This is a genomic window from Sphingopyxis sp. Root1497, from assembly GCF_001427085.1.
Classification (GTDB): Bacteria; Pseudomonadota; Alphaproteobacteria; order Sphingomonadales; family Sphingomonadaceae; genus Sphingopyxis.
Window position 1 is genome coordinate 219759 of the sequence record NZ_LMGF01000001.1, and the last position, 25111, is coordinate 244869.

Below are 25111 nucleotides of genomic sequence, written 5' to 3' on the forward strand. Positions count from 1 at the left end.
TCATGCTTTTACTCCGGCGCCGCGCACGGCTTCGGCCTCGGGATCGAGCGGCCAGCGCGGGCGGGCGGCGGTGTCGAGCGGATCGGTGAGCCCCGCGGCGAAGCGTTCGGCGCCCGCCCAGGCGATCATCGCGCCATTGTCGGTACACAGCCACAAGGGCGGAGCGACGAAAGGCCTGTCGTGGCGTGCCGCCAGATCGGTCAGCGCGGCGCGGATCGCGCCGTTCGCGGCGACCCCGCCCGCGACGACAAACGCGGTGGCCTCGGGGCAGGCGGAAAGCGCGATGCGGCTGCGGTCGACCAGGCAGTCGACCACCGCCTGCTGGAAGGAGGCAGCGAGATCGGGGACGCTGTGCTGGCCCGACGCCGCCGCGCGCGACACCGCGCTCTTGAGCCCGGCAAAGGAGAAATGCGGTTCGGCGCTGCCGACGAGCGGGCGCGGTAGCGGCACGGCCTTGGGGTCGCCGTTTTTCGCGATGCGCTCGACCGCGGGTCCGCCCGGGTAACCGAGGCCGAGCAATTTCGCGGTCTTGTCGAAGGCTTCGCCCGCGGCATCGTCGATCGTGGTGGCAAGGCGGCGATAGTCGCCGACCCCGCGCACAAGCAGCAGCTGGCAATGGCCGCCCGACACGAGCAGCAGCAGATAGGGAAATTGCAGCGACGGATCGGCGAGGCGCGGGCTGAGCGCGTGGCCCTCGAGATGGTTGACCGCGATCAGCGGCTTGCCCGCGGCGTGGGCGAGCGCCTTGCCGGTGACGAGCCCGACCATGACGCCGCCGATCAGCCCCGGGCCGGCGGTGACGGCGATCGCGTCGACGTCGGCGAGCGTCTTTCCGGCATCGGCGAGTACGCGTTCGACGATCGGCGCGAGGCGGTCGACATGCGCGCGCGCCGCGATCTCGGGCACGACCCCGCCGAAGGGGGCGTGATCCTCCTCCTGCCCGGCGACGCGGTGCGCGAGGACGCGCCTGTCGCTGTCGACGAGCGCTGCCGCGGTTTCGTCGCAGCTCGATTCGAGGCCGAGGATCAGAGTCATATTGTTGCGCGCCCCTTTACGCGCCCCTTGGCGGGCAGGGCAAGGGAGGCTAGCAGCAAGCCGATGAACAGGCTTCCCACTCCCGACGCTCCGCTGCGGATCGGCACCCGCGCCTCGCCACTGGCGATGGCGCAGGCGCATATGGCGGCGGCGGCGCTCGCGCAGGCGCATGGCCTGACCGAAGATTCGCTCTTCCTGGTGCCGATGACCGCGACCGGCGACCGCATCCAGGACCGCGCGCTCGCCGAGGTCGGGGGCAAGGCGCTGTGGACGCGCGAACTCGATGCGGCGCTCGATGCGGGGGCGATCGACATCGCGGTGCACAGTCTGAAGGATGTCGAGACGCTACGCGATCCGCGCTTCGCGCTCGTCGCGATGCTCGAACGCGCCGACCCGCGCGATCGGCTGGTGGTGCGCGAGGGAATCATGGCGGCGACCATCGACGCGTTGCCGACGGGCGCAAGGCTGGGGACGAGCAGCCCGCGCCGCGCGGCGCAGGTCAAGCGGCGCCGGAGCGACATCGAAACGCTGTTGCTGCGCGGCAATGTCCAGACCCGGCTCGCTAAGCTCGCGGCGGGCGACGTCGATGCGACCTTGCTCGCGGCGGCGGGGCTCGACCGGCTGGCGATGTTCGATATCGGTGTGGTGCAGGATGCCGCGACCCTGCTGCCCGCCGCGTCGCAGGGCGCGATCGGGATCGAATGCCGCAGCGACGACGATCGGGTGCGCGCGCTGCTCGTCGCGGTCGATCATGTGCCGACGCACCGCGCGGTGATGGCCGAGCGCGAATTTCTCGCGGCGCTCGGCGGCGATTGCCGCTCGCCGGTCGCGGCGCATGCGCGTTTCCTGGATGATGGCACGCTGCGGCTCGATGCCGAGCTCTATTCGGAGGATGGCGCCGAGCATGTCGTCGGGCATGCGGCGGTCGCGGGTCCCGACGCCGCGGTCGAACTGGCGCGCGACCTGCTCGGCCGCGCGCCCGATGCGGTGCGGCGCCTGTTCGGGGTATGATGCTGCCCGTCATCGTCACGCGTCCCGAACCGGGCAATGCGGCGACGGTGGCGCGGGCGCGGGCGGCCGGCCTCGACGCCTTTGCGATGCCCTTGTTCGCGGCGGTGCCGATCGAGTGGCGTCCGCCCGACGCGGGCGAATATGACGCGCTGCTGCTGACCAGCGCACAGGCGGTGCGGCTGGCGGGGTCTGGACTGGACCGGCTCGTGTCGCTGCCGGTCCATGCCGTCGGCGCGGCGAGCGCGGCGGCGGCCGAGGCGGCGGGGTTGCGCGTCGCGGCGACGGGAACCCGCGACGCACAGGCCTTGATCGACGCCATGACGTCATCAGGAAAGCCCCGGATCCTGTGGCTTTGCGGGCGCGAGCGGTCCGATTTCGACGCGCGCGGTGCGCGGCTCGATGCCCTGCCTTGCTATGCCGTCGATCCGGTCGCGCCGCCCGCCGGCTGGGATCGGCTGATCGGCGATTCGGCGGTGATTCTGGCCCATTCGGCGCGCGGCGCGGCGCGGATCGCGACGCTGACCGAGGGGCGGCGCGGGCGCCTGTCGCTCGTCGCGATCGGCCCGGCGGTGGCCGAAGCCGCGGGCGAAGGCTGGGCGGCTGTTACCGTTACGGACCGTCCCGAAGACGCGGCAATGGTGACAGCGGCTTATGCTTTGTGCCAAAAGGCGCAAAAATAGGGTCGTTCGAAAGAGGTTTATGGCAATCGACAGCAGCGATACCCCCGTCCGCCCGGGCGAGGAAGGCGCGAGAAAAGGGCCGTCCTTGCGCAGTCTGGCGATCTCCGGACTGATCCTGCTCCTGATCGGGGTCGGCGGTGGTGGCTGGGCGATGAACCGCTGGCTGGCTGGTGGCGATAGCGCGCCGACGACCAAAGTCATCGATACCGCGACCCCCGGCGGGGTGCTCGCGGTGGTCGGCGCCGGTGAGGCGGCCACCCCGACCGGCGGTGCGGCCGCGCCAATGATGGTGGCTCCGGTCGACGGGGCCAGCCCGCTGACCACACGCGTCGCCGAACTCGAACAGCGCCTGTCGCGCATCACGCTCGAAGCCGCCTCGGCGTCGGGCAATGCGTCGCGCGCCGAGGGGCTGCTCGTCGCCTTTGCGGTCCGCCGCGCGCTCGATCGCGGGCTGTCGCTCGGTTATCTCGATGCGCAGCTGCGGCTACGCTTCGGCGACGACCAGCCCAATGCGGTGAAGACGATTATCGAAACTTCGCGCGACCCGATCACGCTTGAACAATTGCGCGCCGAACTCGACGCGATCGCCCCCGAACTGGTCGGGCGCAGCGGCGACAGCGGCAGCCTGTGGACCGGTTTCCGCCGCGAACTCAATGAATTGTTCGTCGTCCGCGAGGCCGGGACCCAGTCGCCGCGCGCCGCCGAACGGCTCGAACGGGCGCGGCGCTATCTGGCGAGCGGCATGGCCGACAAGGCGATCGCCGAGGTCGAGGCGATGCCCGGCGCCGCCAATGCCAACGCGTGGCTCATCGACGCGCGGCGCTATCACGAAGCGCGGCGCGCGCTTGACCTGATCGAGACCGCAGCGATATTGGAACCGCGCGACAGCCCGGCTGCCGCGATGGCCGGAAAAGCCCCGGCCGCAACCGCCCCCTAGCGCGCGTCCCGACAGGGGCGCTCGCCGTTAGAGAGAAAGCCCCGTCCCATGGCCCTCGCCGATCCGCAGCGCGTCGTCGCGCTCGACCCGCTCGATCCCCTGCTGCTCGACGCGCAGCTCAGCGACGAGGAGCGCATGGTGCGCGACACCGCGCGCGCCTATGCCGAGGGCGAGCTGCTGCCGCGCGTGACCTCGGCCTTCCTCGACGAGCGCTTCGACCGCGAGATCATGTCGGAAATGGGCGCGCTCGGCCTGCTCGGCGCGACGATCGATCCCGAATATGGCGGCGCTGGCCTGAGCTATGTCAGCTACGGCCTGATCGCGCGCGAGGTCGAGCGAATCGATTCGGGTTACCGCTCGGCCTGCTCGGTGCAGAGCAGCCTCGTGATCCACCCGATCAACGCCTATGGCAGCGAGGAGCAGAAGCGCAAATATCTGCCCGGGCTGACCTCGGGCGAGCTTGTCGGTTGCTTCGGGTTGACCGAACCCGATGCGGGCAGCGACCCCGGCGGCATGCGCACCCGCGCCGAAAAGATCGAAGGCGGCTACCGCCTCAAGGGCGCGAAGATGTGGATCACCAATTCGCCGATCGCCGACGTCTTCGTCGTCTGGGCAAAGTCCGACGCGCACAACGGGGCGATTCGCGGTTTCGTGCTCGAAAAGGGCATGAAGGGCCTGTCGGCGCCGAAGATCGAGGGCAAGGTGAGCCTGCGCGCCTCGGTCACCGGCGAGATCGTGATGGATAGCGTCGAGGTCGGCGAGGATGCGCTGCTGCCGCATGTGTCAGGCCTCAAAGGCCCGTTCGGCTGCCTCAACCGTGCGCGCTACGGCATCGGCTGGGGCGCGATGGGCGCGGCCGAATTCTGCTATGAAGCGGCGCGCAATTACACAGGCGAACGCAAGCAGTTCGGTCGCCCGCTCGCGGCGAACCAGATCGTGCAATTGAAACTCGCGAACATGCTCACCGAAATCGCGCTTGGCCTGCAGACCGCGCTGCGCGTTGGGCGGCTGATCGACGAGGGGCATGTCGGCCCCGACATGATCAGCCTGCTCAAGCGCAACAATTGCGGCAAGGCGCTCGATATCGCGCGCGTCGCCCGCGATATGCACGGCGGCAACGGCATTTCGGCCGACTATCATGTCATCCGCCACGCGGTGAACCTCGAGACGGTCAACACCTATGAGGGCACGCACGACGTCCATGCGCTGATCCTGGGGCGCGCGATCACCGGCATTTCGGCCTTTGCCTAAGCCGCTGGAGGGCATCCGCGTCGTCGAACTGGCGCGGGTGCTCGCGGGGCCGTGGTGCGGGCAATTGCTCGCCGATCTGGGCGCCGAGGTGATCAAGGTCGAGCGCCCGGGCGCCGGCGACGACACGCGGCTATGGGGTCCGCCGTTCATCGCCGGCGCCGCAGGCGAGAATCTCGGCGCCGCTTATTATCACAGCACCAACCGCGGCAAGTCGGGGGTGGCGATCGACATCGCGACCGGCGAAGGGCAGGCCGAGGTGCGCGCGCTGATCGCGGGCGCCGACGTCGTGATCGAGAATTACAAGCTCGGCGGGCTCGCCAAATATGGGCTCGATCCCGCGACGCTCCGGGCCGATTTCCCCGAGTTGATCGTCTGCTCGATCACCGGTTTCGGCCAGACCGGACCCTATGCGCACCGCGCGGGCTATGATTTCATCATCCAGGCGATGGGCGGCGCGATGTCGCTGACCGGCGAACCCGACGGCCCGCCGCAAAAGGCGGGGATCGCCTATGCCGACATCTTCACCGGCATGTATTCGACGGTGGCTATCCTCGCTGCCCTGCGACGCCGTGACGTCACAGGGGCCGGCGCGCATATCGACATGGCGCTGCTCGATTGCCAGGTCGGGGTGCTCGCCAATCAGGCAGCCAATTATCTCGCGAGCGGGGTGTCGCCGAAGCGCATGGGCAATGGCCATGCCAATGTCGTGCCCTATCAGGCCTTTGCCACCGCCGACGGCCAGCTGGTGATCGCGGTCGGCAACGACGGGCAGTTCAGGAAGCTGTGCGCGGTGCTCGGCGAACCGGGCTGGGCCGACGATGCGCGTTTCGCGACCAATGCGGCGCGACTGGCGAACCGGGCTGCGCTGATCCCGCTGCTCGCGGCGAAGATCGCCGGCTGGGAGGCGCAGCCGCTGTCGCTCGCGCTTGAGGCCGAGGATGTACCGGCAGGGCCGATCAATGACCTGGCGGGCGTGTTCGCCGACCCGCAGGTGCAGGCGCGCGGGATGCGCTTCCGTCCCGAGGGCGCGTTCGTCGATGGCGTCGCGAGCCCGATCGTCATCGACGGCGAGCGCATGGTCGCGCCGGGCGGCGCGCCGGTGCTCGCCCGATAAAAAAAAGGGGCGCCGTCGCCGACGCCCCTTTCCCCCTTTTTTCGTTTCCTGCGGTCAGAATTTGACCGTGCCGGTGACGAAGACCTGGCGCGGATTGCCGTAGAAGGCGGTCAGCGTGCCTTCGGTGCCGAGCGCCGAGGTCGGCAGGCCGTTGCCGCCGATGACCGGAACTCCGGTGACCGGGTTGATGTTGATGAAGGTATAGCCCGACGTCTTGTAATGCTTGTTCGTCAGATTCTTGCCGAACACGCCAAGGCTCCAGCGGCCCTCGGGCGCGGTGTAGACGAGGCTGGCATCCAGCAAAGCGAAGCCTTTCTGGTCGATATAGGGGTTCGGAATCTCGAACTGGTAGGTCTTGCTGCGGTACGACAGCGTCGTGCCGAAGCTGAGGTCGCCGTCGCCGATCGGGGTCGCATAGGCGAGCGTGCCGCTGGCGGTCCATTTCGGCGTGTTCTGCACCCGGCGGAAGTCGGCGACGTCGGTGGGTACGCCGCCGATGTTGGAGACGAAGCGCTTGTACTGCGCATCGATATAGCCAAGCGCGGTCGACAGCGTCAGCCGGTCGCCTGACGCCGCCATATCCTCGGCGAGTCGCGCGCGTCCTTCGAACTCGAGGCCCTTGAAGGTCGCCTTGCCGGCGTTCGACACGATGCCGCAGAAGCTGGGCAGGCCGCCGACGGTGCAGGCGACCGATCCGGGAATCTGGACGTCGGTGTAATCGGCATAGAAGCCGGCGAGCGCGACGTTCAGGCGGCCGTCGAACAGGCTGCCCTTATACCCCAGTTCATAGCTTTCGACCTGTTCGGGACGGAAGCTGAGGAAGGCCGATATTTCGGCATCGGTCGGCTTGCCCGGGATGGCGGCGGGCGCATTGGCGCCGACCCCGCGCGGGTCGAAGCCGCCGCCCTTGAAGCCCTGTGAATAGCTGGCGTAAATCGTGTGGTCGGGGGTCGGCTTGAAAGTTAGCGAGGCGCGCGGAGTGAATTTGTTGAACTTGCGGCTGCCTTCGAAATCGGTGCCGGGGGCGCCGAAGGGCACGCCCGCGCCGCCGAACACCGGCGAGCCGCCGCCGAGATAATTCTGGCGCAGGATCGACGCTTCGCGCTTGTCCCAGGTGTAGCGGCCGCCGACCGACAGGCTGAGCTGGTCGGTGAAATCATAGGTCGCATCGCCAAACACGGCCATGGTCGTGGTGTCGACATCGGCCTCGGTGAAGGCGGTCAGCCCGGCGAAGGTGTTGAAGATGCGCACGTCGAACAGCGTGTCGGCGGTCGCGTCGAGATAATAGAAGCCGAGCAGGCCCTTCAGCTTGTCGCCTTCGTAGAGCAGCTGGAATTCCTGGCTGATCTGTTCGTTGAAATAGAAGCCGGGGACGTCGACGTCGACCGCGGGCAGCGCGTCGAAATCGATCGGGGTCGCCGACTTGTCCTTGCGCCAGGCGCTGATCGAGCGCAGCGTCACCGTGTCGCTGAGGTTGGCGGTGACGTTCATCGCTAGACCATAGGCCTCGATCTCCTGCTTCGGATCGACGAGGCCGCCGCGGCTGTCATAGACGCTGTCGAGCACCGGGGCCTTGGTCGCGAGGCTGGGGATCAGGCGGTGGCCGCCGCGCGGATCGCTCTTGTCCTTGCTGTAATCGCCCGAGATGCGGATCAGCACCGGTTCGCCATAGCCGCCGAGTTCGACGGTGCCACGGCCGGCCCAGACGTCCTTGTTGTAATTTTCGAGGCCGGTGGTGAGATTGTCGCCGAAGCCGCCGCGCGACAGGCGCGCGACCGAACCGCCAACGCGGAGCAGGTCGCCGATCGGCGCGCTCGCGGTGACGACCAGGTCGGCCTGGTCATAGGTGCCGTAAGTGCCCTTGATCTTGAGCGAAAAATCCTGCGGCAGCTGTTTCGTCACATATTTGACCGCGCCGCCGATGGTGTTGCGGCCATAGAGCGTGCCCTGCGGTCCGCGCAAAATCTCGATCCGCTCGACGTCATAGATGTCGAGCACCGCGGCCTGCGGGCGGTTGAGATAGACGTCGTCGAGATAGAGGCCGACCCCCTGTTCGAACCCCGACACCGGATCCTGCTGGCCGACGCCGCGGATGAAGGCGGTCAGCGTCGAGTTCGAGCCGCGCGATACTTCGAGCGTGGTGTTCGGCGTTATCTGGCCGATTTCGGTGATGTCGATCGCGCCGGCCTTTTCGAGCGCTTCGCCCGAAAAGGCGGTGACCGCGATCGGCACGTCGATCAGCCGCTCGTCGCGGCGGCGCGCGGTGACCACGATCTCGTCGTCGCCGGCGTCGGTGCTCGCGCTCACGTCCTGCTGGGCAAAGACCGGCGGAGCGAAAGCGAGCAGGCCGAGAGCGCTGGTGGCGCAGACGGCACGGTGAAGGCGGCGGGCGAACGGTCGCATGATTGTCTCTCCCATGTCGCGGGCGACCCCTCGTCGCCCGGTTGATTTTCTTGGGCCTGGTCCTTGCCAAGCCGCGCGGCCTCCAATAATGAAACATGAACCAAGTTTCAACTTGGAATATGACGCTGTCGTTTTTTGCTTGCCACTGGTGCGAAAAAGCCACGATGCAAGGAAGGGCCGAACGGCATGGGGGAACGGAAAGGCAGCGATGGATCAGCCGCGATCAGCAACGGAGGCCGACGGGGGCGCCGCACGCGACAAGACCCCGCGCACGGAGCGCGGGCGGCGGACGCTGCGCAAACTGCTCGACGCCGCGGCGATCGAGTTCGGCGAGCGGGGATTCCACGAGGCGTCGATCAGCGGCATCACGCGCCGCGCCGGCACCGCGCTCGGCAGTTTTTACACCTATTTCGATTCGAAGGATGAAATCTTCCAGGCGCTCGTCCGCTATATGAGCGAGCAGTTGCGCGACTATGTGACCCCGATCGTCCAGGCCGCGCCCGACGGCATCGCCGCCGAACGCATCGGGCTTGAATCCTTCCTGCGCTTCGTGCGCGATCACAAGGAAATCTATCGCATCATCGACGAGGCCGAATTCGTCGATTACGCCAGCTATCGCCGCCATTATGAAACCACCGTCGCACGCGTCCAGCAGCGGCTCGAGGCCGGCGCGGCGCGCGGCGAGATTCGCGCCGACGTCGGCGAAATCCATGCCTGGGCGATCGGCGGCATGAATGTCTTTCTCGGCATGCGGTACGGGCTGTGGGACGAGGGCGTCGATATCGAGGAAATCGCGCGCGTCGCCAACGACCTGCTGGCGAACGGGCTGGCGAAGAAGGATTGATATCGTCGCCCCCGCGAAGGCGGGGGCCGCTATCGGCCTTGCACTGCTACGCAGGAACGAACCTCCAACAGCCCCCGCCTTCGCGGGGGGCGACGGTCAGAAAGATCAGGAGCGCCCGATCAAAAAGATCGCATGTTCGGCGCGCCAGCTGGCGGCGGCGTCGCTCGTCGGCTTGTCGCCCGACAGATACCAGGCTGCTCCGATGCCGATTCCCTTGGCGCCGATCAGGTCGCGGAAATCGCTTACCGTGACATGGTGGATGTTCGGCGTCTCGTACCAGGCGACGGGCAGCAGCCGCGTCACCGGCATCCGTCCACCCCACAAAAGTGCGAGCCGCACGCGCCAATGCGCGAAATTGGGGAAGCTGACAAAGGCACGCGGCGCGATGCGCAGCAGCTCGCCAACGACGAGGTCGGGGCGCTCGGTGGTCTGCAGTGTTTGCGAGAGGATCGCATAGTCGAAGGCGTCATCGGGATAGTCGGCAAGGTCGCGGTTGGCGTCGCCCTGCACCACCGACTGGCCGCGCGCGATCGCCGCGGTGACGTTGGCGGGGTCGATCTCCAGCCCGCGCGCATCGACGCCCTTGGCGCGCAGCGCCTCCATCAGCTCGCCGTCGCCGCAGCCGACGTCGAGCACGCGCGCCGATGACGGTACGGCGTCGGCGATGATCGCGAGGTCGGGACGCAAGGCCATCAGTATCCGCTTCCCAAAGCGCCCGCGACGAGCCGGTCGAGCGCGGGCACGTCGAGCAGAAACGAGTCATGGCCATAGGGCGCCGACAGCTCGACGAAGCTCGCGGCGGCGCCGACGCTTTGCAGCGCCTGGACGATGCGGCGCGATTCGGCGGTCGGATAGAGCCAGTCGGTATCGAAGCTGACGAGGGTGAAGCGCACATCCTTCGCCTTGGCAAAGGCGCCCGCGAGGCGGCCGTCGTGCGGATCGGCGAGGTCGAAATAATCCATCGCGCGGGTGATGTAGAGATAGGCGTTGGCGTCGAAGCGATCGGTGAAGGCGAGCCCCTGATGCCGCAGATAGGATTCGATCTGGAAATCGGCGTCGAAGCCGAAGCTCTTGATGTCGCGCGCCTGCAGCCGGCGGCCGAATTTTTCGGTCAGCCCTTCTTCGGACAGATAGGTGATGTGTGCCGCCATGCGCGCGACCGCGAGGCCTTTCGTGGGCATGCAGAATTTGTCGTAATAATTGCCGTCCTGCCAGTCGGGATCGGCCATGATCGCCTGCCGCCCGACCTCGTGGAACGCGATATTCTGCGCCGAATGGCGCGCCGCGCTGGCGATCACCAGCGCGCGTTCGAGCCGTTCGGGATAGTGGGCCGCCCAGGCGAGCGTCTGCATGCCGCCCATCGAGCCGCCGACCACCGCATGGAGCCGGTCGATCCCGAGATGATCGAGCAGCATCGCCTGCGCGCGCACCATGTCGCCGATGGTGATCACCGGGAACGCCATGCCGAGCGGCGCGCCGGTCACCGGATCGGGGGTCGCGGGGCCGCTTGACCCCATGCAACTGCCGAGCACATTGGCGCAGATGACGTGAAAGCGGTCGGTGTCGATCGGCTTGCCGGAGCCGACCATGCGCGCCCACCAGCCGGGCTTGCCCGTCGCGGGATGGTCGCTCGCGACATATTGGTCGCCGGTCAGCGCGTGACACAGCAGGACCGCGTTCGACTTGTCGGCGTTCAGCGCGCCATAGCTTTGCCAGGCGATCGTCACCGACGGCAGCGACTGGCCGCTGTCGAGCGGCAGCGGGGTCGGGATCGTCACGCTCTGGTGCGATATCTGGTGGAGCGCGCTCGCCATGATGCGCGCGGGGCTAAGCGGGTGTGCGGGGGCTGTCAACGTGCTGGACTCGCGACGCTCAGACGTTAAACGCCGCGGCATGACCGACACGACCCCGACCCTCACCCCCAAGCCGTGGATCAGCGGCATCGCCCCCTATGTGCCCGGCAAATCGGCCGGCGCCGACGGTCGTCCGCTGATCAAGCTCAGCGCCAACGAAAATCCGCTCGGTACCGGCGCCAAGGCGCGCGAAGCCTTCGCCGCCGCGCAGGCCGATTCCGATGCGCTGTCGCGTTATCCCGATCCGGGGTCGATGGTGTTGCGCGAGACGATCGCGGCGAAGTTCGGGCTCGATCCGGCGCGGATCATCTGCGGCAACGGGTCGGACGAATTGCTCCACCTCGCGGCGGGCACCTATGCCGGGGTGGGCGACGAGATCCTCTATGTGCGTTATGGTTTCGCGGTCTACGAGATCGCCGCGCGGCGTGTCGGGGCGGTGCCGGTCGAGGCCGACGACCGCGACTATGCGACCGATGTCGATGCTTTGCTCGCGGCGGTGACCGACAAGACGCGCGTCGTCTATCTCGCCAACCCGAACAATCCGACGGGTACGCTCGCGACGCGTGAAGAGGTGGCGCGGCTTTACGCCGGACTGCCCAAGGACGTGCTGTTCGTGATCGACCAGGCCTATAGCGAATATCTGTCGGCCGAAGAGGACGACGGCGGTCTCGACCTCGCGAAGAGCGAGCCCAATGTGTTCGTGACGCGCACCTTTTCGAAGATTCACGGGCTGGCGGCCGAGCGGATCGGCTGGGGCTATGCTGCTGCCGACGTGATTTCGGCGCTGCACCGCATTCGCCTCCCGTTCAACGTCACGCGTGCGGGACAGGCGGCGGCGGTCGCGGCGCTCGGCGACGAGGAATTTGTGCGCCATAGCCGCGAGCATAATGCCGAATGGCGCGCCTGGCTGGCGGGCGAGATCGAAAGCCTCGGCAACCATGGCCTGCGTGTCGTGCCCTCGGCGTGCAACTTCCTGCTCGTTCTGTTCGAAGGTGATGTCAGCGCCGAGACGGTGTACAACCGGCTGATGGACGCGGGTTATATCGTCCGCTGGCTGCCGGGGCAGGGACTGCCGGGGGCGCTGCGCATGACGATCGGTACCGAAGACGAGACGCGCGGACTCGCGGCGGCGATCCGCGCCGCGGTCGAAGGCTGACGCGCATGGCGCGCAGCGTCGAGCGGGTCGCGATCGTCGGACTGGGGTTGATCGGCTCATCGATCGCGCGCGCGGTCAAGGACCGGCTGCCGGGCGTGATGGTGACCGGCCATGACGCCAGTGCCGATGTGCGCGACCAGGCGCGGACGCTTGGCCTGTGCGACCATATCGCAGATGCCGCCGACGCGGCGGTTGCCGGCGCCGACCTGGTCATTCTGGCGGTGCCGGTGGGGCGGATGGCCGACGCGGCAGCCGCGATCGCGCCGGGGCTGAAGGCCGAGGCGATCATCTCCGACGTCGGATCGTCGAAGACGAGCGTTGCCGAGGCGCTGGCGAAGGCGCTGCCCGATCATGCCGTCATTCCGGCGCATCCGGTCGCGGGAACCGAGAACAGCGGCCCGGCGGCGGGTTTCGCGAGCCTGTTCGACGGACGCTGGTGCATCGTCACCCCCGGCGCCGATGCCCCCCCCGATGCGGTGGTTGCGCTCACCACTTTCTGGGAAGCGCTCGGCGCCAGGGTCGACGTCATGGACGCCGCGCACCATGATCTGGTGCTCGCGGTGACCAGTCATCTGCCGCATTTGATCGCCTATACGATCGTCGGCACCGCGAGCGAACTCGAAGAGGTCACCGAGAGCGAGGTGATCAAATATTCGGCGGGCGGTTTTCGTGACTTCACCCGCATCGCGGCGAGCGATCCGGTGATGTGGCGCGACGTCTTCCTCGCCAACAAGGATGCGGTGCTCGCGACCTTGCAGCGCTTCAACGAGGATCTGACCGTGCTGCAACAGGCGATCCGCCGCGGCGACGGCGCGAAGCTCGAGGAGTGGTTCACGCGGACGCGCGCGATAAGGCGGTCGATTATCGCACAGGGCCAGGATGATGCGGCGCCTGACTTTGGGCGGCGGCACTAAGCCAAGCGTTCAGCCTCCGAACGGCAATCAGGGGGCTTTGTAGCCTGCCAACAACGCTTCCGGCGGGTTCAACGCGTTGATCGCGCGCCAGACGCGCTCCTCGGCTTCCTCGCGCGGCAGGCCGGCGGGAATGGTCTCGCCGATCTTGTAGGTGATCGTGCCCGGCCATTTGACCCAGCGGCGCGGCGGATAGGAGAGGCCGCTGTTCACCGCGACGGGGATGACGTCGATGCCGAGCAGCCGATACATGCCCGCGAAACCGGGGCGCAGCGGCGGTGCTTCGCCGTGCGGGACGCGTGTTCCCTCGGCGAACAGCACCAGCGGGCGTCCCGCGGCGAGCGCAGCCTTGGCCGCACCGAGCATCGCGCGCATCGCCTTGCCGCCGCCGTCGCGGTCGACGGGGATCAGGCCGTAAAACTGCGCCGCCTTGCCCCAGACGGGGATGTTGAACAGCTGTTCCTTGGCGAAGACCGCGGGGTGCTTGAACAGCCCGGGCTGTTCGATCGTTTCGAACGCGCCCTCATGTTTGAAGACGTAGAGGACGGGGATGTCGGGCATTGCGCCCTCGACGACGATGCGGTGGCCGAGGACGAAGCGGCAGAAGAGGCGGTGCCCCTTCGCCCAGACGCGCACGAACCAGATCGTCGCCTTGTGCGAGATCGGCAGCGAGATGACCGCGCCGATCGAGCTGAAGCTGCTGATCAGGAAGAACAGCATCCAGAAAAGGATCGAGCGGAGGAGGGCGACGGTGTAGCGCATCGGCGCCGCTCTTAAAGGCCCAAGAGCCCGCCCGCCAGCCCGGCGAGATATTTATGATATTCGCGGAACAGGGTCGCGAAGCTCGGCTGGCTGCGCACCGCGTCGGGGACGATCGTCACCTTGTCGCCGACCGCGCGGCCGAGTTCATATTCGGCGCGGCGCATATGCCAGTCGGTGGTGATCAACCGCACGCTCTTGTAGTTGCGCCGCGCAACCCAGGTAGCGACCTCGGTGGCGTTCGAGCGCGTATCCTCGGCCTCGAAGCCCAGCGCGATGCAGCAATCGAACAATTCCTGCGGTCGTTTATATTCGGCGGCGAGTTCGCGGGGCTTCACCTCGCGGGCGACGCCGCTGATCAGCAGGCGCTTGGCATCGCCCGCCTCGAGCCGCTCGAGCGCGCGGTCGATGCGCCCCGGGCCGCCGGTCAGCACGACGATCGCGTCTGTCTTCTGGTCGCCGGCGGGCAGCGGCGGCAGCAGCGCGAACCACGCGAAGCCGAGCACCCAGGCCAGGAACAGGAGGGAAATGAGGCGCTTGATCATAAAATCTTCTTGAGCGCGGAGAGCAGGGTCAACCGCGCGGTCAGGGCTGCGAGCGCGATAGCCAATAGCGGCAGCGCCAGCAAGAGTGCCCAGCCCATCGGCCCCAGCGAGGCGGTCGCCGCCAGCCCCGATGTCACCCCTGACCATTGCCAGCCGATCAGCAGCATGATCGCCGCGGCGACGACGGTGCCGAGCGCGATGCCGTAGGCGGTGTCGATCGCGATGCGGCGCTGGAACAGGCGGGTGATCTGGCGGTCGGTGGCGCCGATCAGGTGGAGCATCTCGATCGTCGCATAATGGGTGCCAAGCGCGGCGCGAGCGGTCATGATCACCACCGCGCCGCTGGCGAGGGTCATGAGCAGCACCATGCCAGCCGCGATCCAGGCGAGGCTGCGGATCAACCGCGCGACGGGGCCGAGCCATTCGGCGTGCGGGATGACGCGAGCACCGGGGGCGGCGCGCGCGACGAGCGCGCGGAGCTGCGCGAGCTGGCCCGCGCGCTCGCCGCCGACGAAGTCGATATCGACCAGCGCGGGCAGGGGGAGCGAGCGCAGCACCGGGTCGTCGCCGCCGGCGCTGCCGAGCCACTGGCTTAGTGTCGCGAGCAATTCGTCCTGCCCGACGTTACGCGCGGTGCGGACATAGGGTGCGGCAAGCGCCTGTCGGCGCAGTTCGGCGGCCTGCTCGGCGCGGGTGACGGGGTTGGCGGTAACGATCTGCACCGTTACCCGCCCCGCGATCGCGTCCCCGATGTTGTTCGCGGCGCGCGCCAGCCCGACCCCCGCACCCGCCGCGAGCAGGGTGAGCATCATCAGGATCGCGATCACCCACGGCGTCGGCCCCGACAGGCGGCGGTCGGGCAGCAGGCGGCGGTGCTGGACGGGAACGCGCGGAATGATCAAGACGTCACACCTTGTTCGCCGGCGGATAGCGCAGCGCCCCGGTCGGGTCGGCGAGCCGCCCCTTTTCCAGCCGCATCATCTGGGCATTGTCGATGCGGCTGATCAGGTGGATGTCGTGGGTCGCGACGACGACGGTGGTGCCGAGCCGGTTGAGCGCCTCGAACAGTCCGAGCAGGCGCATCGCCATTTCGGGGTCGACGTTGCCCGTCGGTTCGTCGGCGACGAGCAGTTGCGGGCGGGCGATCACCGCGCGCGCGATCGCGACGCGCTGCTGCTCGCCGCCCGACAGCGTCGCCGGGCGCGCATGGGCGCGGTCGTCGAGTCCGATCCAGCTCAGCATTTCGCCGACCGGACCCGACAGATCCTCTTCGCTGACCCCGGCGATGCGCAGCGGCAGCGCGATATTGTCGCGGGCGCTCAAATGCGGGATCAGCCGGAAGTCCTGGAACACCACCCCGATGCGGCGGCGAAAACCGGGCAGGCGCTGGCGCGGCATCGACACCAGATCCTCGCCGAACAGCCGCACCAGGCCACGGCTCGGGCGCTGCGCCAGATAGAGCATCTTCAAAAGCGACGTCTTGCCCGCACCCGACGGGCCGGTGAGGAAATAGAAGCTGCCGGGTTGCAGGTTGAAGCTGATGTCGGCGAGGACCTCGGCGTCGGGGCCGTAGCGCAGCCCGACGCGGTCGAATTCGACCATCGCGCCGCCGGGGCGCGGGCCGGCGCTGTCCGTCATGGCGTCACCCCGGGGCGGCGCGCGCCCCGATCCGCGCTAGGCAAAGGTGCAGCGTCGGCGTCCATGATGCCGCCTGTTACATGGCTTTCCCACAGTGACAAGCGCCGAGTAGGCCGCCCGGGATGACGCGGCGCTTGCAACCCGCGAATCGGCGTGTTTAGAGGGATTCATGATCCTCGCCTGCCCGTCCTGTCACACCCGCTATGTCGTTCCCGATACGGCGATCGGCGCCAACGGCCGCACCGTGCGCTGCGCCAATTGCCGTCATAGCTGGTTCCAGGAACCCGCGGCGCCGGGCGAGATGCTGTTGACCGACGCGGCGGTTGCGGCACCCGATGCGCCCGCCGCACCGGCGGTGCCCGAGGCCCTCGTCGCGGCGCCGCCGCCGCCCGCCTCGCCGCCGCCGACACCCGCGATCGCGCGCGAGCCGGCCGAAACCCCGCCGTCCGCCGCGTTCGCCGCGCCCCCGGTCGAGCAGAAGGTTACGGTCACCGACGCCGAGGCGCCGCTGCCTTTCCGCCGCCCGCGCCGCAACCCGGCGAAGCGCTGGACGCTGATCGCCGCGGGCGCCGCCGCGCTGATGGTCGCCGCGACCGCGGGCCTTTATTATTTCGGGCTGCCGAGCTGGGCGCAGGGGCTGGGCATTCCCGGCCTCGCCGACGAACCCGACCTCGTCATCGAATTGCCGCCGAACCAGGATCATCGCGAACTGGCCGACGGGACGATCTATTTCGCCGCGTCGGGGGTGATCATCAACCCGACCGACCGCGAACAGCGCGTGCCGCCGATCCTCGCCGAGCTGCGCGATGCGCAGGGGACAATCGTTTACAGCTGGACGATCAAGCCGCCGGTGCGGATGCTGCCCCCGAACGAGAAGGTCAATTTCAGCGAGGCCAAGCTCGACATCCCGCGCCGCGCGTCGCAGCTGACGGTCAGCTGGGCGCTGCCGAAGAACTGACAAACGTCGTCATTAAGAGCGTAGCGAAGCAATCCATGGCGGTTACCGCCTGCTCTGGATTGCCGCGTCGCCGTCGGCTCCTCGCAATGACGAAGGTTATATCTCAGTATCTTACGTTGGCGTCACGCCGTCACAGCAACAGTGCGCCCCCCAACGACAGCAGGAAACTCGTCACCGTCGCGACGATGATCGGCGCGAAGCTGCGCCAGCCCTGGTCGAGCAGCAAATGCAACCGCGCCTTCATCGCGGTCGCGACGATCGCGAGCAGCAACAGCGCCTGCGCCGCGGTGGCCGCGCCGTCGGTGACCGGCTTGGGAATCGCGACGAGTGAATTGATCGCGGCGATGGCGAGGAAACCGAGGATGAACCAGGGCAGGCGCAGCGGGATGCGCGCCTTGCCCGCCGCATCATCCTTGCTGCGCGCCAGCCACAGCCCGACAAGCATCAGCATCGGCGCGAGCAGCGCGACGCGGGTCAGCTTGACGATCGTCGCGACCTCGCCGGCGGGCGCCGAGAAGGAAAATCCGCCGCCGATCGCCTGCGCGACGTCATGGATCGACGCGCCGATCAGGAATCCCGCCTGCGCGTCGGTCAGCCCGAGTTGCGCCGCGAGCACCGGATAGAGCGTCATCGCGAGCGCGCTGGCGACCGTGATGCCGACGAGGGTCAAAGTGAAGCGCGCCTGGTCGACGCGCTTGTCGCCGATCAGCGAATAAAGCGCGAGCGCCGCCGAGGCGCCGCAGATCGCGGTCGCGCCGCCCGCGAGAAGCGCGGCGTGGCGGTCCTGCCGGAACAGTCGCGCGCTGGCGACGGTGATGACGATCACCGCGATCATGATCGCGACCAGCAGCGCGAAGGGCAGCGGCCCCAGATCGACGAGCTGCGCGGCGGTGATGCGGGCGCCGACGAGGACGATGCCGATGCGAAGCGCGGTCTGCGACATCAGGTCGAGCCCGGCGTGGGTGCGCTTGTCCTGCGACAGGAAAGAGAGTGCCAGCCCGATCAGCAGTCCCATCAGCACCAGCGGTACGGCATAATGGTCGGCGAGCCAGGCGGCGGCGAGGGCGGCGATCGCGGTGACGAGGACGCCGTGCAGATAGTCGCGCGCGCTGTGCCGCGCGGGCGGATGCGCCTCGAGCTGCATTTCGCCATAAAGGTCGGCGGCCATCGGCCAATTATGCTCGGATGCTTTCACCTGCGCTCCCCTGCGCCATCTTGGGTTCGCTTCGCACATCCGCGGCGCAGCGTCGATAGGCCATTGCTGGCGTGCCGCTCCCTTGCTAGAGGCCGCCGTCTGCGCACCCGTAGCTCAGCTGGATAGAGCGCTGCCCTCCGAAGGCAGAGGCCAGGGGTTCGAATCCCTTCGGGTGCGCCATTTTTCGCAGGAATCCTGCGATTCTCAGCGCAACTCATCGTCGCCCCTGCAGAATTTTTCAGCAACAAGGGGCGATTTACGCGCCTCATCCGTACAATTCCGGAACAGGCTGTTCCCGGCCGTGTGCCGCGCTCTCCGATCGCTCCGGCTGCGGGCCGCAATTCCGCGCTTGCCAAGTCAGCGATCCTCATTGATACATTTGTTATAAATTGTTTCATTTTGGGGGCGGTATGCATTTCCAGCTCGACGAACAGCTTTCGATCCTGCGCGATGTGGTGCACGCCTGTCTTCATGGACTGTCCGGCACGGACCCCGAGGAACAATGGCGCGCATTGGTGCGTGATCTCGATCTCTTCTCGTTGATCGAGGCGGCCGGGGATGACGGCGACGGGAGCAATCTTGAGCTGATGCTGGTCTTCGAAGAGGTCGGCGCGGCGCTGCTGCGCGCTCCGCTGCTTGACACGCTGGTCATCGCGCCGCTGCTTCTCGGCTGTCGTGAAAGCGCCATCGCCGGGGGTTTGAGGCAAGCGATCCGTGCGGGTGAGGCCCGCGTCGGTTTTGCCTGGCAGGAAGATGGCGCATCAGATTTTGCGGCGCCGGTCGCCACGCGCATCACCGAACGCGGCACCCGCCTGTTCCTGTCGGGGAGCAAGAAGGCGGTCCCGGCGGAGCTTCCGCTCACGCACCTCCTGGTGACCGCCCGTGCCGAGGACGAGGACGGCGTATCGATCATCGTCCTGCCCGTCGCGGGCCGCGATTTGCGAGAGGAGGTCTACCAGTCGTTCGATGGCCGGCGCATGATGGACCTGCGCTTCGACGATATCGAAATCGACCGGGCGACGATCCTGCACGGCGGCGCCGGGGGTCGCCTGCTGGTGCAGCGCGTCGCCGAGCACGCGATCGCCGCGAGCTGTGCCGAAAGCGTCGGCGTCCTGCGGCGGCTGGTCGATCTCACGGTTGCGCATATCACCGAGCGCAAGCAGTTCGGGCGCCCGCTTTCCGAATTCCAGGCGCTCCAGCACCGGCTCGCCGACATGCTGGCCCATCTCGAAATGGCGGCTGCGGCGAGCCTGCGTGCCACGCTCAGCCTGGCCGACGACGACCTGCGAACCAGGGCCGTGCTTGCGGCGAAAATAACCGTCGGGCGCGCCTGCAAATTCATCGGAGAAAATGCGATCCAGCTTCACGGCGGTATGGGAATGAGCGAGGAAACGGCAGCGGGTGGTTATTTCAAACGCGCGCTGACCCTTGCCGGTCTTTTCGGTTCGTCCGATCAGGCGGTGCGCAAGCTCGCCGAAGCCGGCCCGATCATGCCTGTCGTAGCATACGGCTGAAGTCGGCGTCGGCAGGCCCTCGCTTGCCGAATGCCGGGAGCACAAAGCGCCGCACATAACGGCGCAGGCGAGGCAGCGGCATCTTCGTGTCGAGCGCCAGGCGGCAGATGGTCACCTGCGACACGAGTATCCACTGAACGATATCCTCGTCGTCGAGGGTATCGAGGTTCGGTTCGTCCTTGCGTGCCAGCGCGAGCGAATCGCGCCACACGCGCGAGGCAATGACATGCAGCGGTCGGCCCGGCACGGTGAACAAAAGCGATCCGCGGACAAGCTCCTGCGTGACCGGATTGCGAAGCGCAATCATGACCGAGGCGAGGAAATACATCTCAAGTTTCTCGGCGAGCGTCGTATCGGGGCTGATGCGGGCGAAGAAACGGTGGCAGAACCGCTCGAAGCGGTGCGCGGTGACGGCGCCGAGCATGCTCGACCGGCTGCTGAACTCGCGGTAGATCGTCGCGCGCGTCACGCCCGCCTCGGCTGCGATCGCCTCCATCGTCGCCGCGGGGGCGCCAAGTTTGCGGATGCACCGCATCGCGGCGTAAAGGTAGGTTATCCGCCGTTTGTAAGCCCGCCGCGATTGCGGCGGCGCCATCTGGTCATCCCCCGCCTCGTCGGTCCAGTCGGTTTCTTCCAATGCACTCACCCCTGCGTTTTTCGCGTCTGCGGTTGCTTAGCAATGATCCTCCCCCGTGGAAATGGGCGGACGAACGTACCGATTTGCACCAATCGCTCAACCAGGCTGCCAGTGGCGAAGGAAAGACGTCGCGACGATGGTCCGCTGGATCTCGTTGGTTCCGGCGTAGATCGATGCCGCCCGGTCGTTGAGATAGATGCCGCTCGCGTCGGTCGAGGCCGCATGGCGTTCGAGCGGGCTTCGCGCCGGAAGGGCGCCGGCTCCCTCGATATCCAGTGCCAGAAAACCCATGTCCTGGCGCAATTCGGTTCCGACGAATTTGTTCATCGAAGTCGATGCCGACGCCAGCGGCGTCCCCTCGGCCTGGCCGCTGATCATCTGCAGTTCGCACATCTCGAACGCCGACAGGCGCGCGCCGGTCTCCGCCATGCGCAGTTCGAGCATCTGTTGATCGACGGGGTGGCGGCCGACGGCTGTTTCGGCAAGCCGGTGCTGCATGCGTTTCAATCGCGCGTGGAGCAAAGGCGACCAGCAGTGCGACCGCTCGTGCTGGAGCAGATATTTGGCGACGGTCCAACCGTCATTCTCCTCGCCGACAAGGCTTGATTTGCTGACCCGGGCGTCGGTGAAGAATATTTCGTTGAGTTCATGGTCGCCCGATATGGAGATGATCGGCCGAACTTCGATTCCCGGCCGGTCGAGGCTGAAAATCAGGAACGAGATGCCGATCTGCGGCTTGCCTGTCTTCGCGGTGCGAACCAGGCAGAAGATCTGGTTGGAAAAATGGGCATGGGTCGTCCAGATCTTGGACCCGTTGATGACATAATCATGGCCGTCGGCAACCGCGGCGCAGCGCAGCGAAGCCAGATCCGAACCCGAACCCGGTTCAGAATATCCCTGGGCCCACCAATCATCGCCCGATGCGATACGGGGCAGATACTGCGCCTTCTGTTCGGGCGTGCCGAACGCGATCAGCACCGGCGCGACCATATGGGTCGCATTGGGCGTGATCGAGGGGGCGCCCGCGATCGCGCTCTCATAGTCGAAAATATAGTGCTGGACAGGCGACCAGCCGCAGCCGCCATGTTCGACCGGCCAGTGCGGAACGCTCCAGCCGCGCTGCGCGAGGATGCGATGCCAGGCATTCGCCTCGGGATAGTCGTTGTAGATCCCGGTGCAGCGGCGGCCCGCTTCGGCAAGGTCCGCGGGCAGCTCGGCCGCCAGAAAAGCCTGTACCTCGGCGCGAAACGCCCGGTCTTCCGCTGATAATCTCAGGTCCATCGCTTCGGCTTCACTTTCCTGTCAGAACCGGCGCGATATGCGCGGGGTCGGTCGTTGGCGGCAGCATCGGCAACAGCGCAGACAGCGCGCGGTCCACCACGCCGCGCAGGAGCGGGCAGTCCGCCTTCTCGCTCTCCTGAAGGAAGAGATCGGCATCCTTGCGCATGATCGCCACCGCTCCGCCCGGATAGACGCTTGCGGTGGACAAGAGCTGGCGCCCGGTCTCCACCGCATCGAGATAATAGCTTGCCGCCCAGCTTGCCCCGGTGCCCGTGGTCACGAAACGAAGCTGTGCGTCGGACGAGATCCCCCACGCCTCGCCCGTCTCGACCATCTCATGGACGAGCGCGAGCTGCGCCAGCATCACCGCATTGTTGAGCAGCTTCGCGCGCTGGCCATTTCCGGTTGCGCCGACGCGAACCACCTCGCTCGCCCCGTCGGTCAGCACGGCGAGACAGCGGGCGACGTCGGCGTCGGCACCGCCGACGGCGATGGTGAGCGTTCCTGTCCGGCCGCGTGCCGCGCCTCCCGATACCGGCGCATCGACGAGGCCGATCCCTCGGTCGTTCAGCTGCGCGGCGAGATCGATGCAATCGCGCGGGCTGATCGTCGAATGAATGACGACGACCGATCCCGGCGCCAGGGTTTCGACCGCGCCGCCAGGACCGAACAGAATGTCGCGGATCTGGGCGATGTCGACCGGGCAAAGGCAGAGGATGTCGCATTGGGCGGCGACCTCTGACACCGAATCCGCAATGCGTGCGGCAAGCCCGTCAAGTGGATCGAGCGAGGCGGCGCGGCGCGCGTAGACGACGGGGTTCCAGCCGCGATCGGCGAGATTGGCGGCCATGGCGGCGCCCATGTTGCCTAGGCCGATATAGCCTATTCTCGCGCGCGCCGATGCTGCTTGCGGCGTCATGACAACCCGGGAACGGCAAGGATGAGGCCGTCCATCGCGTCATCAAGGACGATCTGGCACGACAGGCGGCTGGTCGCCCCGATCGCGTCGGCGAATTCCAGAATCTCGCGTTCCTCGTCATTCGGCCCACCCACCGCGCGGCTCCATTCTTCGGCAACATGAACATGGCAGGTCGCGCAGGCGCAGGCGCCGCTGCAATCGGCATCGATCCCCGCGACGCCGTTCGCGCGGGCGGCTTCCATGGCGGTGATGCCGCTTTTCGCCTCGACGCAGAGGCGCTGGCCGTCGGGCTGGACAAAGATGATCTGCGGCATCACTGGTCTCCATCGGTCGGGTGTGACCTTGCGGTCGCCGCGGGCGTTCGCGGCGCGAAATGGGCCGGCAGCGCGATCAGCGAACGGGTTTCGTTGACCCAATATTCGAGCCGGGCGTCGCTATCGATCCGGATGTCGGGAAGGCGCGAGAAGAGGATCCGGAGGCCTTCGGTAATCTCGAGCCGTGCAAGGTTGCGACCGAGGCACAAATGGGCTCCGCGCCCGAACGCCACATGGTCGACCGGGCACCGATCGATCTCGACCTTACCGGGATCGGGATATTTGGCGGGGTCGTGATTGGCGGCCGCCAGCAACATCATGATCTTCTCGCCCTTGCGCATCGCGAAGCCGCCTGCTTCGGTGTCCGCGAGCAGCGTGCGGGCCGCACCCTGCGTCGGCGAGGTGAAACGCACGAACTCCTCGACCGCATCGGGCCACAGCGCCGGGTCGGCGGCGAGGCGCGCGACATCTTCGGGATGCGCCGCGAGGTGACGGGCGCCCTCGAGCATCGCAGCGGTCGTGGTATCAAGCCCGCCGAAAAGAATGATCGTCAAGGTCCGGTAGATATCGTCGTCGCTGAGCGGCGCGCCCGCCAGTTCGGCATCGATCAGATCGCCGAGCACATCGTCGCCTTTCGGGGCTGCGCGGCGTTCGGCGATCAGCGCGAGCAGATAGTCGCGGATCTGCAGTTGCGCGGCGCGCGCCTTGTCCATGTCGGCGCGCCCGCGCAGCGACGCGGCGATCCATTCGCGCAGTTCGCGAATCCGGGTACGCGGCACGCCGATCAGCGGGAGGACGGCTGCAAGAGGCGCCTCGAGGAACAACTCGCTCGCCAGCTCGACGCGCCCGCGCGCTTCGAAGCCGTCGATCAGCCGATGCATCTCCGCCGCAAAGGGCGCGCGCCAGCGTTCGACCGCGTCGGCCGAGAAGCGCGGATTGAGGATTTTGCGGAACCCCGTCTGGCGCGGCGGATCGAGGTGGATCGGGAACAGGGGAACATAGGCCCCGCGCGGGATTCCCGCCCCATCGGTGCTGGAGAAGATCTTGTGGTTCATGGCCACATCGACGACCGCCGCATAGCTGCCAGCCACCCAGAAACCGCCATAGGCGGACGACCAGTTGACCGGGCACTCCGCCTGCATCCTGCGGTACAAGGGGTAGGGATCTCCCATCACCGCGGCCGAGCTGTGATCGAAGCCGATGTCCGGCCGCGCGTCGGCGCCTGTCTCTTGTGCGCGCTCCATCATGCTTTACGCTTCGAAAATTGTTCGATCCGTGCCGCCATGTCGGGCGCGGTTCCTGCGTTGCGGTGCAATTCGTGCGAAAGGCCGTCGGCGAGGCGCAATCCATCGGTCTCGATCGTCAAACGCTTGTTGGCGGCGTTGCTGAACCACGAATTGCGGAGGATCGCTTGCGCGACCTCGTCGACGCCGGCTTCGAAGGCATTTTCCTCGAAACAGCGATTGGCGAGGTCTATCGAAAGCGCTTCGCGTCCGGAGACCGTCCGGCAGGTGAACATCAGTTCGCGCGCCTTGGCAACGCCGACGCGGCGCGGCAGGCGCTGGCTCATGCCCCATACCGGCGTCAGCCCCCACCGGGCGTGGGTGTCGGCGAATTTGGCGGTTTCGCAAGCGATGATCAGGTCGGCGGCCAGCGCCAGTTCGAGGGCCCCGGTGTAACAATGACCGCGCACGGCGGCGATGACCGGTTGCGGCAGGTTGGCCAGCCTTTCGACCACAAGGCCCTGAAAGCGAAGGTGGCCGACACTTTCGCCCTCGCCGATGTCTTGCAAGTCATGGCCGGCGGAAAAATTTTTGCCTGCGCCGCGGATCACGACGCATCCGACATGGTCGGCTTTTTCGATCTTGCCGATTTCTGCCTCCAGTCGTTCGAAGATCGCCGTGTTCAGGCTGTTCAGCTTTTCGGGACGATTGATCGTTAAGATACACAGGCCATCCGATGTATCTTCTCGAAGCAATATTTGTGCCGGTGAATCGCGCATTTTGCTGACCTTCTCGCCTCCCTGCCGGTCCGAATGGCCGACAATAGGCATTGACTTATACATATTACGATGTTTGTATCAATAGGAGGTAAGCGGTCGCGGGACGGCCAGGGAGAGTGGAATGATTCAGGAACCGATGGGCATCGCAGGGCGT

At 67.1% G+C, this 25111-nt stretch carries 25 protein-coding genes and 1 tRNA gene; 11 read left to right on the forward strand and 15 right to left on the reverse strand.

Going from position 1 to position 25111, the window contains the following annotated elements; all coding sequences use genetic code 11:
• Window positions 1-1035 carry a tRNA (adenosine(37)-N6)-threonylcarbamoyltransferase complex transferase subunit TsaD gene (tsaD, locus tag ASD67_RS01075; RefSeq protein ID WP_056341989.1) on the reverse strand — a complete coding sequence of 345 codons (1035 nt, stop codon included), beginning with the start codon at window positions 1033-1035 and terminating at the stop codon, window positions 1-3.
• 63 nt (window positions 1036-1098) lie between these two features.
• Between tsaD and hemC the strand changes: the two genes are divergently transcribed.
• Genes hemC through ASD67_RS01100 form a run of 5 tightly spaced genes read left to right on the forward strand, consistent with a single transcriptional unit; the run spans window position 1099 to window position 6028 of the window.
• Window positions 1099-2046 carry a hydroxymethylbilane synthase gene (gene hemC / locus ASD67_RS01080; protein ID WP_056341994.1) on the forward strand — a complete coding sequence of 316 codons (948 nt, stop codon included), beginning with the start codon at window positions 1099-1101 and terminating at the stop codon, window positions 2044-2046.
• Window positions 2043-2726 carry a uroporphyrinogen-III synthase gene (locus ASD67_RS01085; protein WP_056341995.1) on the forward strand — a complete coding sequence of 228 codons (684 nt, stop codon included), beginning with the start codon at window positions 2043-2045 and terminating at the stop codon, window positions 2724-2726. Before hemC ends, ASD67_RS01085 begins: the two co-directional genes overlap by 4 nt.
• 19 nt (window positions 2727-2745) lie before the next feature.
• Window positions 2746-3663, forward strand: coding sequence for a hypothetical protein (locus tag ASD67_RS01090; protein ID WP_056341998.1), 918 nt, complete (start codon window positions 2746-2748; stop codon window positions 3661-3663).
• Window positions 3664-3711: 48 nt separating this feature from the next.
• Entirely contained in the window at window positions 3712-4914 is a 1203-nt protein-coding gene (locus tag ASD67_RS01095) for an acyl-CoA dehydrogenase (protein WP_056342002.1), read from the forward strand.
• On the forward strand, window positions 4907-6028 hold the full coding sequence (locus ASD67_RS01100) for a CaiB/BaiF CoA transferase family protein (protein WP_056342004.1): 1122 nt from the start codon (window positions 4907-4909) through the stop codon (window positions 6026-6028). Before ASD67_RS01095 ends, ASD67_RS01100 begins: the two co-directional genes overlap by 8 nt.
• A 54-nt stretch (window positions 6029-6082) precedes the next feature.
• Here the strand turns inward: ASD67_RS01100 and ASD67_RS01105 are convergent, their stop codons facing one another.
• Window positions 6083-8431: a TonB-dependent receptor gene (locus ASD67_RS01105; RefSeq protein ID WP_056342008.1), complete on the reverse strand. Its 2349-nt coding sequence runs from the start codon at window positions 8429-8431 to the stop codon at window positions 6083-6085.
• A 208-nt stretch (window positions 8432-8639) separates the two neighbouring features.
• Here ASD67_RS01105 and ASD67_RS01110 point away from each other — a divergent pair, with 208 nt between their 5' ends.
• Window positions 8640-9275 carry a TetR/AcrR family transcriptional regulator gene (locus ASD67_RS01110; protein WP_056342011.1) on the forward strand — a complete coding sequence of 212 codons (636 nt, stop codon included), beginning with the start codon at window positions 8640-8642 and terminating at the stop codon, window positions 9273-9275.
• A 105-nt stretch (window positions 9276-9380) separates the two neighbouring features.
• Here the strand turns inward: ASD67_RS01110 and metW are convergent, their stop codons facing one another.
• Window positions 9381-9968 carry a methionine biosynthesis protein MetW gene (metW, locus tag ASD67_RS01115; protein ID WP_056342013.1) on the reverse strand — a complete coding sequence of 196 codons (588 nt, stop codon included), beginning with the start codon at window positions 9966-9968 and terminating at the stop codon, window positions 9381-9383.
• Complete coding sequence (gene metX, locus ASD67_RS01120; RefSeq protein WP_056342016.1) at window positions 9968-11089, reverse strand: homoserine O-acetyltransferase MetX; 1122 nt, start codon at window positions 11087-11089, stop codon at window positions 9968-9970. Before metX ends, metW begins: the two co-directional genes overlap by 1 nt.
• Before the next feature lie 79 nt (window positions 11090-11168).
• Here metX and hisC point away from each other — a divergent pair, with 79 nt between their 5' ends.
• Both hisC and ASD67_RS01130 read left to right on the forward strand, forming a co-directional pair.
• The gene (gene hisC, locus ASD67_RS01125; protein WP_056342019.1) at window positions 11169-12284 is read left to right on the forward strand and encodes a histidinol-phosphate transaminase; all 1116 of its coding nucleotides are present in this window, start codon (window positions 11169-11171) and stop codon (window positions 12282-12284) included.
• A 5-nt stretch (window positions 12285-12289) separates the two neighbouring features.
• Window positions 12290-13198 (forward strand): prephenate/arogenate dehydrogenase family protein, encoded by a 909-nt coding sequence (locus tag ASD67_RS01130; protein ID WP_056342022.1) that lies wholly within the window; start codon window positions 12290-12292, stop codon window positions 13196-13198.
• Window positions 13199-13225: 27 nt separating this feature from the next.
• On the opposite strand, the gene ASD67_RS01135 is transcribed toward ASD67_RS01130, so the two are convergent.
• Genes ASD67_RS01135 through ftsE form a run of 4 tightly spaced genes read right to left on the reverse strand, consistent with a single transcriptional unit; the run spans window position 13226 to window position 16137 of the window.
• Window positions 13226-13957 (reverse strand): lysophospholipid acyltransferase family protein, encoded by a 732-nt coding sequence (locus tag ASD67_RS01135; RefSeq protein ID WP_056342025.1) that lies wholly within the window; start codon window positions 13955-13957, stop codon window positions 13226-13228.
• An 11-nt stretch (window positions 13958-13968) separates the two neighbouring features.
• Window positions 13969-14499, reverse strand: coding sequence for a YdcF family protein (locus tag ASD67_RS01140; protein ID WP_056342029.1), 531 nt, complete (start codon window positions 14497-14499; stop codon window positions 13969-13971).
• Entirely contained in the window at window positions 14496-15401 is a 906-nt protein-coding gene (locus ASD67_RS01145; protein WP_056342032.1) for a cell division protein FtsX, read from the reverse strand. The genes ASD67_RS01140 and ASD67_RS01145 overlap by 4 nt, the downstream gene beginning before the upstream one ends.
• Window positions 15402-15405: 4 nt before the next feature.
• A complete protein-coding gene (gene ftsE, locus ASD67_RS01150) occupies window positions 15406-16137 on the reverse strand; it encodes a cell division ATP-binding protein FtsE (protein ID WP_056342035.1) in 732 nt (243 codons plus the stop codon).
• 169 nt (window positions 16138-16306) lie between these two features.
• Here ftsE and ASD67_RS01155 point away from each other — a divergent pair, with 169 nt between their 5' ends.
• Window positions 16307-17095 (forward strand): zinc-ribbon domain-containing protein, encoded by a 789-nt coding sequence (locus ASD67_RS01155; protein WP_056342038.1) that lies wholly within the window; start codon window positions 16307-16309, stop codon window positions 17093-17095.
• 130 nt (window positions 17096-17225) lie between these two features.
• Here the strand turns inward: ASD67_RS01155 and ASD67_RS01160 are convergent, their stop codons facing one another.
• Window positions 17226-18263: a YeiH family protein gene (locus tag ASD67_RS01160; protein ID WP_056342041.1), complete on the reverse strand. Its 1038-nt coding sequence runs from the start codon at window positions 18261-18263 to the stop codon at window positions 17226-17228.
• 130 nt (window positions 18264-18393) lie between these two features.
• On the opposite strand from ASD67_RS01160, the gene ASD67_RS01165 reads away from it, so the two are divergent.
• Together ASD67_RS01165 and ASD67_RS01170 are read left to right on the forward strand one after the other, a co-directional pair.
• Window positions 18394-18470: transfer RNA gene (locus ASD67_RS01165), tRNA-Arg, on the forward strand.
• A 230-nt stretch (window positions 18471-18700) separates the two neighbouring features.
• Window positions 18701-19804, forward strand: coding sequence for an acyl-CoA dehydrogenase family protein (locus ASD67_RS01170; RefSeq protein WP_056342044.1), 1104 nt, complete (start codon window positions 18701-18703; stop codon window positions 19802-19804).
• On the opposite strand, the gene ASD67_RS01175 is transcribed toward ASD67_RS01170, so the two are convergent.
• The 6 genes from ASD67_RS01175 to ASD67_RS01200 all read right to left on the reverse strand — a co-directional run bounded on the left by ASD67_RS01175 (window position 19779) and on the right by ASD67_RS01200 (window position 25020).
• Window positions 19779-20450, reverse strand: coding sequence for a TetR/AcrR family transcriptional regulator (locus ASD67_RS01175; RefSeq protein ID WP_156377525.1), 672 nt, complete (start codon window positions 20448-20450; stop codon window positions 19779-19781). The genes ASD67_RS01170 and ASD67_RS01175 overlap by 26 nt on opposite strands.
• 87 nt (window positions 20451-20537) lie before the next feature.
• A complete protein-coding gene (locus ASD67_RS01180; RefSeq protein WP_056342050.1) occupies window positions 20538-21722 on the reverse strand; it encodes an acyl-CoA dehydrogenase family protein in 1185 nt (394 codons plus the stop codon).
• A 10-nt stretch (window positions 21723-21732) separates the two neighbouring features.
• Window positions 21733-22641 (reverse strand): NAD(P)-dependent oxidoreductase, encoded by a 909-nt coding sequence (locus ASD67_RS01185; protein ID WP_082544753.1) that lies wholly within the window; start codon window positions 22639-22641, stop codon window positions 21733-21735.
• Window positions 22638-22955, reverse strand: a complete 318-nt coding sequence (locus ASD67_RS01190) for a 2Fe-2S iron-sulfur cluster-binding protein (protein WP_056342055.1) — start codon at window positions 22953-22955, stop codon at window positions 22638-22640. Before ASD67_RS01190 ends, ASD67_RS01185 begins: the two co-directional genes overlap by 4 nt.
• A complete protein-coding gene (locus tag ASD67_RS01195; protein WP_056342058.1) occupies window positions 22955-24199 on the reverse strand; it encodes a cytochrome P450 in 1245 nt (414 codons plus the stop codon). Before ASD67_RS01195 ends, ASD67_RS01190 begins: the two co-directional genes overlap by 1 nt.
• On the reverse strand, window positions 24199-25020 hold the full coding sequence (locus ASD67_RS01200; protein WP_327196995.1) for an enoyl-CoA hydratase/isomerase family protein: 822 nt from the start codon (window positions 25018-25020) through the stop codon (window positions 24199-24201). The genes ASD67_RS01195 and ASD67_RS01200 overlap by 1 nt, the downstream gene beginning before the upstream one ends.
• Between the last annotated feature and the right edge of the window lie 91 nt (window positions 25021-25111).